The sequence below is a fragment of the Sporosarcina limicola genome, assembly GCF_014873855.1.
GTDB classification, from domain to species: domain Bacteria; phylum Bacillota; class Bacilli; order Bacillales_A; family Planococcaceae; genus Sporosarcina; species Sporosarcina limicola.
Window position 1 is genome coordinate 1 of the sequence record NZ_JADBEL010000047.1, and the last position, 14,931, is coordinate 14,931.

Genomic DNA, 14,931 nt, shown 5'->3' on the forward strand with positions numbered 1-14,931 from the left:
GAGGACACCCTTGCCTTCTGCTAACAGTTCCTACTGCCAAGCCTGTAGTGGACTTTCACCACCTAGCGATTACCCATGCCGGGCACACAATAAAATGAGTGGAAGATTAACTTCCACTCATCTAATTGATTTTTCCCTTTACCCAATAATCACACGCTCTTTCGGATAATGATAATGCAACTTCCTTGTTTTTCCTCCTAAGGTATAAAGGAATGAAATGAGACCCACCCGTCCGATAAACATAAGAATCATAATGATTAACTTTCCGATGACAGAGAGGTCTGATGTAATGCCGAGTGACATTCCGCATGTGCCGAAAGCGGATGTAATTTCAAATAGCAGTGCAACAACCGGGACACCCGGTTCCGTAATTAGCAAAAGAAGAAGTGCAGTCAAGACCATTGCGCCTGCTAGAAGGATAACAGCGTAAGAGCGAAACACATCGATTAGTTTTATTTGACGATTGAACACATTGATGACTTGATTCCCACGTGCAAAATTTATAAGAAACAGTACGGCAATCGCAAAAGTTGTCGTTCGAATTCCACCACCTACAGAACTTGGCGATGCTCCTATAAACATCAACGAACTTATGAAAATATCCGTCGCTTCACTAAAATTCGTTATATCATATGTCGTGAGTCCTGCAGACCTTGAGGATACCGAATGGAATAACGCTGAAAATAGTTTTTCATGCCAAGCCATACCTTTGAAGGAATGCATCGATTCTAAAATAAAAATCATGACAGTACCCCAGATAAGGAGAATACCAAAAGTAGTTGTCGTAATTTTAGTGAATAACGAAAAACGGAAATGAGGAACTTTTGAAGAAAAATAACTTTTCACTTCGATTAATACAGGAAAACCGATAGCACCGAGAATAATTAGTATCATCGTCACAGTCTGAATGAAATAATCATTAAAATACGGAATTAACGATGCTTCGGTAATATCAAATCCGGCGTTCGTCGTCGCGGAAACCGCCATGAACATTCCGTTAAGGAGGGCTTCGCTGAATGAATCATAAAATGGTATCATATAAACTGTAAATATAATCCCTCCAATAATTTCAATAAGAAAGATGATTTTAACGATTTCCCTAATTAGATGCACGACCCCCGCAAGACTATACTGATTATGATCTACCATAATCAGCTGTCGCTCGCGCAATCCGATTCTTTTTTTAACGAGTAGCCAAAAAAAAGTACCAATCGACATAATCCCGATTCCACCGAGTTGTAGGACAAGCATGAGCATACAAATTCCAAATACCGAATAGGTTCCTCCGATGCTAATCGGTGTAAGTCCCGTAACACTTACCGCACTGACCGCAGTAAACAAACTGTCGATGAAGCTAATCTCCACTCCTGGTAAATATACACCTGGGAGATTCAATAATAAAAACGAAAACGCGATTGCCAAAAAATAATAAAACACAATAATTTGTGCAGGGGTGAATTTACGTAAATTGTCACGTGAGAATTTCATTCGGGTCATCTTTCCTTTCACCACTTCTAAAGTGTGTTGTACTTATTTTAGAGAAGTCAGGAGAAAAATGAAAGCAAGACCCTCTTATACTAAGGAAAATAGAAGCCTTGCTCATTCCCGACAAGCCTAATGTAACTCGAGTGGTCAGGAGCCTAGATAATAAATCTCCAAATTACAACGTATCCAAATATTAAAAACCTTATAATTTCATAAAAAAACCTATGAAACCCTTGCCTAGTATAAGGCAAGGGTCTCACTATCTTTACAACTTATTCCTTCGGTATCGCACGCCTTCTTGTTTCTCGATCAAAAAGGCTATAGATGATTGGTACGATGTAAAGCGTAAGCACTGTTGAGCTGAGTAGACCACCGATGACCGCAATTCCCATCGGTTGGTTCATTTCAGTTCCTGCCCCAATACCTAGCGCGAGCGGCAACAAACCTAGGATTGTCGTTAGTGCCGTCATGAGGATTGGGCGAACCCTATCTCTAACAGAGGCAATGATTGCATCATACGAGCTAAGTCCCGCCTCTTTACGCTGATTAATGTAGTCAACAAGGACAATTCCATTGTTGACTACAATCCCTACAAGGACGAGAATCCCAATGATTGCTGTAACACTGATAGGTGTACTCGTTGCAAATAAACCAAGTGTTACACCAATGACCATGAGTGGCACGGAGAACATAATGACAAATGGATATTTGAACGATTCGAATTGAGCAGCCATAACAATATAGACCAGTACTACTGCAAGAAGAATTGCCATGAGCATGTCATTGATGGCATTTTCGAATAGTTCTCTATCCCCACCAAAAGAGATGTCAACTTCTTTAGGCAAACCAAGCTTATCAATTAGGTCATTTACGCTTTCCGTCATATCACCAAGTGACTTGGCCGACTCATATTTCACATTGAATGTAACCGAGTGCGCCTGGTCAAAACGTTGAATAGCAACGGGTCCTTCCGCAATATTGATATCCGCAACTTCGTCGAGTTCCACAAAAGTGCCCGCGGGCGTACGTAGTTTCAATTTTTTCAACTGATCCACGCTGTCGCGAAACTTCTCATCGTATTTAACATAAACAGCAACTACCTCGTTTTTTTTGCTAATGATTTGTGTGGCGAACGAACCAAGTGTGACGTTGTTGACGGTCTGAGCAATTTGATAAGGAGCCAAGCCCTTGGACTGTGCACGTTCACGGTCCACCTCAATCCGAACCTCCTCAACGGTGTCTTGGAGGTTGTTCGTCACTTCCATGACGGATTTTAGTCCGACAAGTTTATCATTCAACTTCGTCACTGCTTCATCTAATCGGGCTTCGTCAGTATCTTGCAACGAAAACGTCAATGTATTTGGATTCGATCCGGCTGCTGTCTGCATGTCGAAACTAACTTTTGCCTTATCGCCTACCGCCTTCAATACTTCCGGCTGTAGATCATCGACAAATTCGAAAACAGAACGTCCACGCTCCTCAAGAGGGACGAGTTTTACATACATTTCCGCCACGTTCGCTTCTGAACCGCCCTGTGCCAAACTTTGTTGGGTCCCCCCCACTAAACTGACGTATACTTCGATATCTTTTTGCTCTTTTAACTTCGATTCAATCCGTTCTACGATTTCGTTCGTCGCAGTGGAAGAAGAACCGTTCGGAAGCTTGACTGAAATGCTGACAAATCCTTCATCCGTCGCTGGGAGGAATTCTGTACCCACTTTGAACAATCCAAACCCACTAAAAACGAGCATAGCCGTCGTAAACAACAGAACAGCAAATCTGTATTTCAATGACCATTTGACAGTTTTTTCAAAACCGTTTAATGTTTTCGAACGCCGTCTTCGAGCTTCGACATTTCCACGCGGTTTTTTCAACATTCGGCTTGCCATCATCGGCACGACGGTCAAGGCAACGACGAGGGATGCGAATAAACTGAATGAAATCGTCAAAGCGAATTCCGTGAAAATCTGACCAATCAGTCCGCTAATAAAAATTACCGGAACGAAGACAGCTACTGTCGTCAGTGTAGAAGCAGTAATTGCACCGCCAATTTCTTTCGAGCCATCACGTGCAGCCTGTTTCGGTTCTTTCCCCATTGCAAGATGTCGTTCTATATTTTCAATTACGACAATTGCGTTATCGACCAACATCCCAATTCCAAGCGCAAGAGCACCGAGCGTCATAATATTAAGCGAGAAATTTGCAAAGTACATGAGAACAAATGTGACGATTACAGAATATGGAATTGCAATTCCAATAATAATCGGACTTTTTATCCCGCGCAGGAAAAGAAAAAGGATGAGCATCGCGAATATCCCACCCAAAACGAGCGATTGGCCGATATTACCGATGGCAAGCTTCACATAATCGCCTTGGTCAAATAAAATATCAGCTTCAACACTTTTGAACTCCTCTTTTTCGAGAAGCTGATCCAGCGTATCTTTAAATGCTTTAGACACATCTGCCGTATTTGCACCAGACTCTTGCAATACAGACATCAAAACAGCCGGATTATCATTCGCACGTGTTTCAGTCGATGATTCAGCTTCAACAAGTGCTACATCCGCCACATCTCCGATTGTTACCTTTTTTCCGTTTAATGGACTCGCACCTACAGTGACTTCCCGAATATCAGAGATTGTCGTCAATGTACTAACAATACGCGTCGTCAATTGTTTACCATCTTTTGTTTCAATCGGTTCACCAGGCATGGAAACATTGTTCACCTGAATCATCTGAACGATATCCGACTGTGCAAGACCATTCGCTTCAAGCTTTTTCTGATCGAGAATGATTTGCACTTCTTCCATCAGCTGACCCGAAACAGAAACGTTAGCCACACCTTTCGTCCGGCGCAACTCTGTCTCTAATTGTTCCGCAATTTTCCGGATGTCTGAACCTTCCGCCTTCGCTCTTAATGACAACTGAATGACTGGAAACTGGGACGGATTGAATTTCATAAATCGCGGGTTGTTGGCACCTTCTGGGACTGGGACTTGGTCCACCCGCTGCATGATGTCAAGTTGTACATCATCGATTTTCGTCGACCAGTCAAACATGAGTAAGATGAAATTAGCTCCTTCTCGCGAAGAAGATTGTATCGATTTCAATCCGGGTGTAGTCGACAAACTAGTTTCAAGAGGTTTTGTTATCTTCTCACTTACTTCAGTTGGAGAGGCACCTGGATAATTCGTCACAACGACTGCGATTGGCGGGTTCAATTCAGGAATAAGCGTCACAGGAATACGAAAAAATGACACTGTTCCAAGAATAATAACGAGAAACATCATTACAATAGTAAATACGGGCCTTTTAATGGAGAAATTACTGATTTTCATTTTCATGTCCCCTTCTTTCAAAAGCGTTACTTCCATCATAGTGAAAGAAAGACGTGACTTCAAACGAGAGATACTTTTCTGTAAAGAAAAGCGTAGATGAGAAAGCCATAAGACAGGCAAAAAATCCAAGTTGACTGTGAAAGATGATAGCATGCTCGCGAAACTTAAATCTTCGTAACCTGTGATAACAGTTACATGATTAGCTTTCTTTCTGGTTTTGAAATGACTATAAGACCTACCTCATGCAGATCCAGTTTCCACAGATTAGACAGCAATAAAAACCCGAAAAGATAGCGTGCCATCCATTCGGGTTCGAACTTATAAAAGACTATATAACTGAATCTCCGGATACTTATCATGGAACCAACGCATGGCAAAGTCATTTTCGAATAGAAAGACTAGATTATCGAACCGATCTTTCACGAGCATCGCACGTTGTCCCGCCATCGATTCTTTCACAGCGTCTTCATTTTCAATCCAACGCGCGACTTTCAAACCAATATGCTCCATACGTACTTCAACATTGTATTCGTTTTTCATCCGGTGCTCGAACACTTCGAATTGTAGCTGACCAACGGCACCAAGTAGCACTTCCTCTGTATGAAGTGTACGATAATACTGTATTGCTCCCTCTTGAACCAGTTGCAAAATCCCTTTATGGAAATGTTTGGATTTCATGACGTTTTTCGCTGTTACCCTGACAAATAGTTCAGGAGTGAATTGCGGAAGTGCGTCGAATTGGAATGAGGATTTACCGCCAATCACTGTATCACCAATCTGATAATTCCCTGTATCATGAAGTCCGATAATATCGCCCGCGACCGCTTCATCTACCGTTTCACGATCATCCGCAAGAAATTGAGTCGTCTGCGTAAGTTTGAACGTCTTAGATATACGCGGAACCGTTACAGTCATCCCACGTGTAAATGCACCAGAAACAATACGAACGAACGCAATTCGATCCCGGTGTGCAGGATTCATATTCGCTTGAATTTTAAAGATGAAACCCGAAAACTCTTCTGAATACGGATCTATTGTGGTCTCGTCTTTCGTGATACGTGGCTGTGGCGCTGGAGAGAATTGCAAAAATGTCTCCAAGAATGTTTGGACACCGAAGTTCGTCAACGCACTTCCGAAGAACACTGGTGTCAAATCACCTTTTGCGATACGCTCCTCGTCAAAATCATTGCCTGCTTCATTCAATAACAGAACGTCGTCAAGCGCTTGCTGATAATAGGACGTTTCCGTCATCTGATGCGGTTCGGCAAGTCCACCATCCTCATTCAATGCGAGGAAACGTTTATCTTCATCGACACGGACCTGCTCGACGCGATTGTTGAAACGATCGTAGATGCCAATGAATTCTTTCCCCATCCCGATTGGCCAGTTCATCGCATAAGATTCGATGCCCAGTACCTCTTCCAACTCTTCCATCAGTTCCAAGGGTTCTTTCCCTTGTCGATCCATCTTATTGATGAATGTAAAGATTGGAATGCCCCTCATCCGACAAACTTTGAACAGTTTAATCGTCTGTGGCTCAATTCCTTTCGCAGAGTCCACCATCATGACTGCTGCGTCGACCGCCATAAGTGTCCGGTAGGTGTCTTCACTAAAATCTTCGTGACCTGGTGTATCGAGAATGTTGACACGCTTGCCATCATAGTCGAATTGCATGACGGAAGACGTCACCGAAATTCCGCGTTGTTTCTCGATTTCCATCCAGTCTGAAGTGGCAAACTTCCCAGACTTCTTCCCTTTGACTGTACCGGCATCGCGGATTGCTCCACCGAAGTAGAGTAACTTTTCCGTTATGGTCGTTTTTCCGGCATCCGGATGGGAAATGATTGCAAACGTCCGTCGGGATGCAATTTCTTCTTTTAAAGGCTTATCCATGGTAATTGTCTCCTTCTTTTCTGCTTTTCTAAGCATAGACAGATTAGATGATGATTTCAACACTTTTTTCTTGTGGGACGAAGGGTAATTGGAAACTGTCATGGCTATTCGATAAACTCTAAGGGCAATCACCGAAACTGTCATGGCTCGGGCGAACTGTCATGCCTATTCGATAAACCCTAAGGGCAATCACCGAAACTGTCATGGCTCGGGCGAACTGTCATGCCTATTCGATAAACCCTAAGGGCAATCACCGAAACTATCATGGCTCGGGCGAACTGTCATGCCTATTCGATAAACTCTAAGGGCAATCTCCAAAACTGTCATGGCTCGGGCGAACTGTCATGCCTATTCGATAAACTCTAAGGGCAATCACCGAAACTGTCATGGCTCGGGCGAACTGTCATGCCTATTCGATAAATTCTAAGGGCAATCACCGAAACTGTCATGGCTATTCGATAAACCCTAAGGGCAATCTCCAAAACTGTCATGGCTCGGGCGAACTGTCATGCCTATTCGATAAACTCTAAGGGCAATCACCGAAACTGTCATGGCTCGCCCAATTTCATTCCCAATCCAAAAGGGCCGCCCTCCAATAGGACAGCCCTTTTATTCAATCATTTCCCGACTAAACCGGTTCCAAATTTCCTCTCTGCTTCCTCAAGCGCGATATCTGCATCGGAATGCGGATATTTCTCCGAGCCGATAATTTGGAAGTCCTCGTGACCCTTGCCCGCGAAAATGATGATGTCATCATGTTCCGCGACGGACACCGCATGGCGCACTGCTGCTACACGATCACCTACGCACGCATAATCGTCATGTTGCATACCCGCTTCGAGTTCCGCCAAAATCGATTCGTACGGCTCGTCCCTTGGATCATCTGTCGTCAGCACGACATAATCGGCAACTGAAGCTTTTTCCGCCATGATAGGACGTTTCTTGCGATCACGATTTCCGCCTGTCCCAATGACAAAAATCAACTTATTCTTTTTATAGGGTAAAACAGCGGCAATCGCTTTTTCAATCGCATCCGGTGAGTGCGCATAATCAATATACATCGTCAGGGGTAAATCTGTCGGTACTTTTTCCATCCGACCTTTTACAGAACTAGTTTTTGCTAAATAGCCGATGATATCCACTGTTGCCATGCCTTTTGCAAATAATGCAGCAATCGCGGCCAACGCATTATAGACACTGAACTCGCCTATCAGCTTCATCTTGACATGAAAATCTCCATCCGGTGCAGAAAGCATGAATGTCGTTCCCTCCACACCTAGAATGATATTCGATCCACGAAACACCGCATCATTCTGGATGCCATATGTAAGCACTGGATACGGCGTCAGCGCCTTCATACGACCGTACCATTCATCATCTGCATTAAGAACTGCGAATTTACGTTGCCTCAAATCCTGTCCAAGTTGGGAAAATAGTAATCCCTTAGCCTGTCCATAACTATCCATCGTCCCATGGAAATCAAGATGATCATGCGTCAAGTTTGTGAAGATGGCAATATCGAATTCTGTGCCCGCAAGCCGCCCTTCCGCAAGACCATGCGAGGACACTTCCATCGTCATCGTTGAGCAACCCTCAAGAGCAGCACGGGCAATCATTCCTTGCGTTGTCAATACGTCTGTTGTCGTGTTTTCAGTTTCGTATAATGTCCCGTCCAAATCAAAACCAATTGTCCCGGAAACAGCAGACGATTCCCCCGCTTGTTGTAGAATCGAATGGATAATCCCACTGACACTCGTCTTACCGTTCGTTCCCGTCACACCAATCATCGTCAGTCGTTTCGATGGGTAACCATAAAATTCAGATACCAATAAACCAATTGCCCTTGATGTATCGTCAACCATGACAACTGCTACTTTTTCAAGGTTGACGTCAACTAGCTTGGAGGCGATGACTACTCTCGCCCCGTTGTCCACAGCCTTCTCTACGAATTTATGGCCATCCACTGTAAATCCTTCGATGCAGACGAAAATACCGCCTGCGTTCACTGCCCGCGAATCAACCGCTATATCCGTTACTGTTGAAGGAACAGTACCCGTCACTCGTTTGACAGGCAATATTGATAGTAATTTCATTGTATCCATGATACTCCTCCGTTCATTCCATCATTGCTGATGTGACATATGCATGAAGCAATTGTGCGGTCGCTTTCAGTGAATCGACATGCGTCCGCTCAAGTGCATGGGATGATTCAATCCCGGGGCCGAACAAGGCATGTTTCACATCAAAGCCTGCCCGAATCGCAGCAGATGCATCCGAACCATAATACGGATAAATATCAAGTTTAAATGGAATATCGCCGTTTTTACAAAGCCTCGTCAAATGCTGTGTTAATGCGTAGTGATAGGGTCCGCTTGAATCTTTTGCACAAATTGAAACTGTGTATTCGTCCGTTGTTTGCCCATCTCCAATTGCACCCATATCCACTGCAATATACTCGACAGTCTCTACCGGAATATTGGAGTTTCCACCATACCCTATCTCTTCATTATTGGAAATATAGAAATGTGTTGTATGCGGAAGTTCCGTCCCCTGTTCTTGCAATGAACGGATGAGTTCCAGTAACAATGCCGTGCTTGCTTTATCGTCCAAATGTCGGGATTTAATGAAACCGCTGTCCGTGGCCTCAAAACGCGGATCAAACGACACGAAATCGCCTATTTCGACACCAAGCGCATGAGTGCCTTTCGCATCTGTCACTTTCTCGTCTACACGCACCTCTATATTTTCTGCGCTCCGCTCTAAACTTCCCGCATTTCGATACACATGGACTGACGTCTTATGCATCAGAATTGTCCCCCGTACATCTTTCCCCGATGCTGTATGAATCAGACAGTATTCTCCTTCGACCGCATTCCAGTTAAAACCACCAATCATCGCCAGCTTCAGACGACCGTCCTCCTTAACTTCCTTCACCATAGCCCCAAGTGTGTCCGTATGTGCAGTGAGGAGTCTATGGCGAGCCGTATCCACTCCTTTAATTGTTGCAATAACTGCACCTTTATTTGTCTTCAAATGGGATACACCTATTTCATCAAGTTCCTTAGTTATAAGAGCCATCACCTTCTCTGTATAGCCAGATGGACTCGGCGTCTCCACTAGCCTTTTCAATAGATTAATTGTCCGTTTTTCATCGAAATCAGATATCATATCCATGTCCTCCTCATTCTAAGTCGAAAATTGTCGTATTCTGTAAATGCTAAATCGTGTATGATTAGTATATAGAAAGTTTCACGAGGTGCCAAATGGGACAACTAAGAGCAATTCATTCACGCAACATATTCATTATACTTTGTTTAATTAGTACCGTCATCTTACATCTTGTTATTTTACCTGTATTAAATAATCGCAACGAAACCATTTCAGCCATTTTCGGTCTTATGTACAGTATTGTTCTAATCATCCTTTACCGACGACGATTGAACCCTATCGTCTTACGTAATTTAATACTAATTGGATGCAATTCATATGTGTTTTTCATGAATTTATTGGGACCTTATCAGGCGAATCTACTCTATCTTTTTTTTCCGATTTTATTAACGGCTGTCTACCATGTGATTTGGTTGAACGTACTCATCATTAGTAGCACAGGTATGGAAGTAGCCATACTTTTCTATTTTTTTAGTCCGAATTATTTATCAGTAACTCAACCTAGCCTACTTTTCGATTTCGCAATAATTTTTATTATAGTTATAATCCTATGTATATTGTATCTATTAAAAATCGGGACGGAATGGAAATCCATTTTCTCCGAAAACAAAAGAATGGATGCTATTCTCACGTCGAAAGAGGGCTATCTTGACCTTTTTTTCGAACATGCTCAAGATGCAATCGCAGTGTTCGGTCTCGACAACAAAATCATCACCGTAAACCCAGCATTCGAGGCGATGTATGGTTGGAAAATAGAAGAATGTATTGGACAATCGCTTCGATTCTATCCCTCATCCGAAGACGAAGTAATCGCAGATAGGATCCGAAAAGTGTTGGAAGGAAAAAGTTACCACCTACTACGAACAAAAGAAATGCGAAAAGACGGAGATGTGTTTGATGCAGAGCTAACAATCGCCCCAATTTATGATAGTGAAGATGATGTTATTGCGATTTCCCTTATTGCACGCGATATTACACTTAAACTCAAAGCGGACATACTTAAAATCGATGCAGAAAAGTTGTTGGCAATTGGTGAAATTGCGGCAAGCGTTGCTCACGAAGTACGAAATCCATTGACCGCTATTTCAGGTTTCATTCAGATGATGAACAATGATCCAACCAATCCCTACCACGCTTATACCGAAATAATGGATAGCGAAATAAACCGCATCGATTTGATAGTAAGTGAATTTCTTGTCCTATCAAAACCCAGTTTAAAGAAATCAACTGAGTTTTATATAGAAAACACCATTCAAGATGTGATCGCGATGTTCAAGCCAAACTTTTTAAATAGTTCGATAGTTTGCGACGTTCAATTTCACGAAGACAGTACAATGATCCCTGGCAATGAAGATGGGATGAAGCAAGTTTTCATCAATCTATTAAAAAATTCGTGTGAAGCACTCAAAAAAAATGGCATCATCACAATCAAAGTCACTTATCAACAAGAGACAGTATCTATCTCCATTCGCGATAACGGTCCTGGGATGGATACTGAAACGATTGGAAATTTATATGAACCTTTTTTCACGACTAAAGAAGGAGGCACTGGTCTTGGCATGTTAATATCAAAAAAAATCATCCTCGATCAGAATGGGACAATAACTGTGACAAGCAAGAAGAATAAAGGGACTAAAACGTTAATTAAGCTACCCCTTACCCCTGTAAAGAAAACCGCTTCCATTAATGGATGAGCGGTTTTACTATTTTAAGCTTATTGCCATACGGCGGAAATGCAAGCTTCATCGGAATCTTCGTGCTCTTCTTCATCATCGCTTTCGTATGTGTAAATACATTAAAACTATCCCTCCCATGATATGCATTCATACCAGAAGGACCTACTCCTCCGAACGGCAAATTCACATTGCCAACGTGTGCAATTGTATCGTTGATACATCCCCCACCGAATGGCAATTGTTCAATGAAATAATCAGCCGCCTGTTCATTTTCCGTGAACATGTACGCGGAAAGTGGTTTCGGTAATTGACGTATTTGGTGAACGGCCTCTCCCAAATTTCCATATGATAAAATCGGCAAGATTGGACCAAAAATTTCATTCTCCATTGCCGCGCCATCCCAAGAAACATTATCAAGCAATGTCGGTTCGATATACAAATCCGAACGATCAAAATTACCGCCATACAAAATCTGCACTCTTTCGTTCTTAAGTATCCCCACCAAACGATCGAAGTGTTTTCCATTAACGATTCTGCCATAATCAGGGCCATCTGTAGCTTCTTTCCCATAAAACTTATGAATTGTCCTGATCATTTCATTCAACAGCTCTTCTTTAACAGAATGATGAACAAGTACATAGTCAGGCGCTACACATGTCTGCCCGGCGTTGACAAATTTCCCCCAGACAATCCGTTCTGCCGCTTTCCTCAAATCAGCTGTTTGGTCAACTAGGGCAGGGCTTTTCCCGCCAAGTTCAAGTGTAATCGGCGTCAAGCGCTCTGCCGCCGCCTTCATAACGACTTTCCCAATAGCTACACTACCTGTAAAGAAGATCTTATCGAACGATGCATGAATAAGTGCCGACGTTTCTTCACGTTCCCCTTCAACGACACGAATGTACTCCGATGGGTATATTTTGCTTAATAGTTTTTTCACAATTTGCGCTGTATGCACGGAGGTTTCAGACGGTTTCACAATTGCACAGTTTCCCCCTGCAATCGCACCGACAAGCGGTTCCATTACAAGCTGGAACGGATAGTTGAACGGTCCAATGATAAGCACAGATCCATATGGTTCACGAATGATGAAACTCTTCGCTGGTTGTAGATGGATGGGCGTCTTAACCGTTTCCTGTTCCATCCATTCTTCAAGATGTTTAATCATATGTGAAATGCTTGATAAGACAAACCCGATTTCTGTCACATACGATTCAAACGGGCTTTTTCTAAGATCTTTATGGAGTGCTTCCATTATTGCCTCTTCGTTCGCAATAATCGCATCTTTTAATTTCAACAGCATTTTTTTTCGGAAAGCCACGCTCCTCGTCTCACCTGTGAAATAAAACGAACGTTGGGTAGTAATCATTGATTCGACGTCCTGTAAAGTGAAATTCAATATGTTTCCCTCCAATCTATTGTTCCCTTCATTCTAATGCCATCCTAAGAGAGGTGCAAATCATTCATCCAAAAGCAATTCCATAAAATCGAAAGAAGTCAATATCTCAAAAGGACTGTCTTTTCATGCGATGCGAAGTTCCGACCAATTGCGCAGTTTCAGAACACCATTCGCTACATATACTGTGTATAACAGTTTTCTTATCTAATCAATCTACAACAGATTGTATGAAAACTGAAAATCAGTATCTCTGTACATAATTTTTTAAAAGTATGCAAATATTTACCAAATAAAAAATCGATTAAGGAGGAAATGGACATGACAACAACTGAAACTTGGTGGGAAAAAATCTTTGAAGGTAATCTTTCGCTAGGGGTCAATAAAGAACGACTTGCCGAACTTGAAGAAGAAAGTTTCCTCTATTTTGATGAACATGAACAGATACAGGAGCAGTTATACTGATTTTTAATTTAGGGGAATTATCGCTTAGCATAATCGTTCAAAAAATATAAAACACCTTTCCATCAAAATGAGGGAATGGCTGTTTTATATTTGGTTTATTCGATGCTACGCCATAAATAAAGCGCAGCATAACTTAAATACGGTGACCAGGCAGGGAAACGAACAAGCATTTCATCCCTCGTCGGCTTACGGTCCATCCCCCATACTTTTTTCAACGCATTTTGTAAACCTACATCCGCAAGCGGAAATAAATTCGGGCGTCCAAGTCCAAACATTAGAAAGCCCTGAGCCGTCCACGGTCCCACCCCACGGTATGACACCAGTTCGGCAGTCACTTCATCGTCATCCAGCTGTCTAAACTTCTCCAGATCCAGTGTCCCATTCGCAATTGCTTGCGACAACCCAATCATGTACTCCGCCTTACGTGTGCTGAACTGCATGTCTCGAAGCTCCGAGACATCAAGCAGTGCAATGCGCTCGGGTGACGGATAACGCCATACCCCGTCAATCTTGTCCCCATATGACTCAACAAAACGCATAAGCAATGTATTCGCAAACGACAAATTAAGCTGTTGATGGATAATGCTCTTCATCAACTCCCCGTAAAGCGAGAAGCTCCTAACAAGCGGCGTTCCCTCATGTTCCATAAAAATCGGCCCAAGATCCGTATCCGCAAAATGCGCACCTATTCCATCAAGCGGCTTATCGAAATGGAAAATCGATTTAACCGCTTCAATTTGAAGTTCATCAACTGCATTTTTTAAAACGAATGAAGGTTGATCTGCTGTACCCATCCCTTGCAGGTTCAGTATGTTCCCTTCTTCCATTGGGATACGCACCAATCGACCTTCTAAATCAACCGAATTTATTGGATCTCCCGCTAATCTCGCAAGCGCCCGGTCAAAGTTATATGTAAATGGCAATGAAAACTGTATGTCAATCGGAAACACCCCTTTTCTTATTTTTCTATCGCCTATTATACCCTAACGAAAAACTTTCCCGAAAAAGTATTGACTTCTTTTCAAAACTCGCTATAATAGAAATTGTGCAGTAATCAAATGCATCATTTCCCACGGTTCCGTAGCTCAGCTGGGAGAGCACTACCTCGACAAGGTAGGGGTCGCTGGTTCGAGCCCAGTCGGGACCATAACGTTGAACCCTTGGTACGTATGGATTTGTAGAGAAACATCTTCCTTTATTGGAAGGTGTTTTTTTGTTTTAAATAATGGTGTGTGCCGAAAGTGTGCCGAATTTTAGTTTCAACAAAAAACACTCGAGTTGGTGGCTGTTTTATGATTGCTTTTTTATCTTTTAATTCTTCGGGTAAGTCACTATTATTTCGACATGATTACATGATCAATTTTCTTTATTTCTATATAAGTTGAATTAAGGATTTACTCTTTACCTTTTAGGGTATGGATTAATAAAAGCCCAGAAGGAGTTGATTCATCATGACACACGAAGTGAAAGTTGCTGAACTACGTAAGGCGATGAAAAATGTGAAAGATCGCCG

General features: G+C 42.5%; 9 protein-coding genes and 1 tRNA gene. 3 read left to right on the plus strand and 7 right to left on the minus strand.

All coding sequences use genetic code 11. From position 1 onward, the window contains the following. Positions 1–138: 138 nt before the first annotated feature. The 5 genes from H4683_RS20310 to H4683_RS20330 all read right to left on the minus strand — a co-directional run bounded on the left by H4683_RS20310 (position 139) and on the right by H4683_RS20330 (position 9,884). Entirely contained in the window at positions 139–1,488 is a 1,350-nt protein-coding gene (locus tag H4683_RS20310) for a TrkH family potassium uptake protein (protein ID WP_192600654.1), read from the minus strand. Between the two features lie 269 nt (positions 1,489–1,757). Beyond that, entirely contained in the window at positions 1,758–4,823 is a 3,066-nt protein-coding gene (locus H4683_RS20315; protein ID WP_192600647.1) for an efflux RND transporter permease subunit, read from the minus strand. A gap of 318 nt (positions 4,824–5,141) precedes the next feature. Further along, positions 5,142–6,716, minus strand: coding sequence for a peptide chain release factor 3 (locus tag H4683_RS20320; RefSeq protein WP_192600648.1), 1,575 nt, complete (start codon positions 6,714–6,716; stop codon positions 5,142–5,144). A gap of 617 nt (positions 6,717–7,333) precedes the next feature. Then, on the minus strand, positions 7,334–8,818 hold the full coding sequence (locus H4683_RS20325) for a UDP-N-acetylmuramoyl-L-alanyl-D-glutamate--2,6-diaminopimelate ligase (RefSeq protein ID WP_192600649.1): 1,485 nt from the start codon (positions 8,816–8,818) through the stop codon (positions 7,334–7,336). Positions 8,819–8,831: 13 nt separating this feature from the next. Next, positions 8,832–9,884, minus strand: coding sequence for a M42 family metallopeptidase (locus tag H4683_RS20330; RefSeq protein ID WP_192600650.1), 1,053 nt, complete (start codon positions 9,882–9,884; stop codon positions 8,832–8,834). Positions 9,885–9,979: 95 nt separating this feature from the next. On the opposite strand from H4683_RS20330, the gene H4683_RS20335 reads away from it, so the two are divergent. Further along, on the plus strand, positions 9,980–11,578 hold the full coding sequence (locus H4683_RS20335; RefSeq protein WP_192600651.1) for a two-component system sensor histidine kinase NtrB: 1,599 nt from the start codon (positions 9,980–9,982) through the stop codon (positions 11,576–11,578). Here the strand turns inward: H4683_RS20335 and H4683_RS20340 are convergent. Next, positions 11,568–12,956, minus strand: a complete 1,389-nt coding sequence (locus H4683_RS20340; RefSeq protein WP_192600652.1) for an aldehyde dehydrogenase — start codon at positions 12,954–12,956, stop codon at positions 11,568–11,570. The two genes, H4683_RS20335 and H4683_RS20340, sit on opposite strands and share 11 nt — an antisense overlap. 318 nt (positions 12,957–13,274) lie before the next feature. Between H4683_RS20340 and H4683_RS20345 the strand changes: the two genes are divergently transcribed. Beyond that, positions 13,275–13,418 (plus strand): hypothetical protein, encoded by a 144-nt coding sequence (locus H4683_RS20345; RefSeq protein WP_192600653.1) that lies wholly within the window; start codon positions 13,275–13,277, stop codon positions 13,416–13,418. 95 nt (positions 13,419–13,513) lie between these two features. Here H4683_RS20345 and H4683_RS20350 read toward each other — a convergent pair whose 3' ends face one another. Then, positions 13,514–14,257 (minus strand): DNA-3-methyladenine glycosylase family protein, encoded by a 744-nt coding sequence (locus H4683_RS20350; protein WP_338062511.1) that lies wholly within the window; start codon positions 14,255–14,257, stop codon positions 13,514–13,516. Positions 14,258–14,492: 235 nt separating this feature from the next. On the opposite strand from H4683_RS20350, the gene H4683_RS20355 reads away from it, so the two are divergent. Next, positions 14,493–14,565, plus strand: a tRNA-Val gene (locus tag H4683_RS20355). The last annotated feature ends 366 nt before the right edge of the window (positions 14,566–14,931 follow it).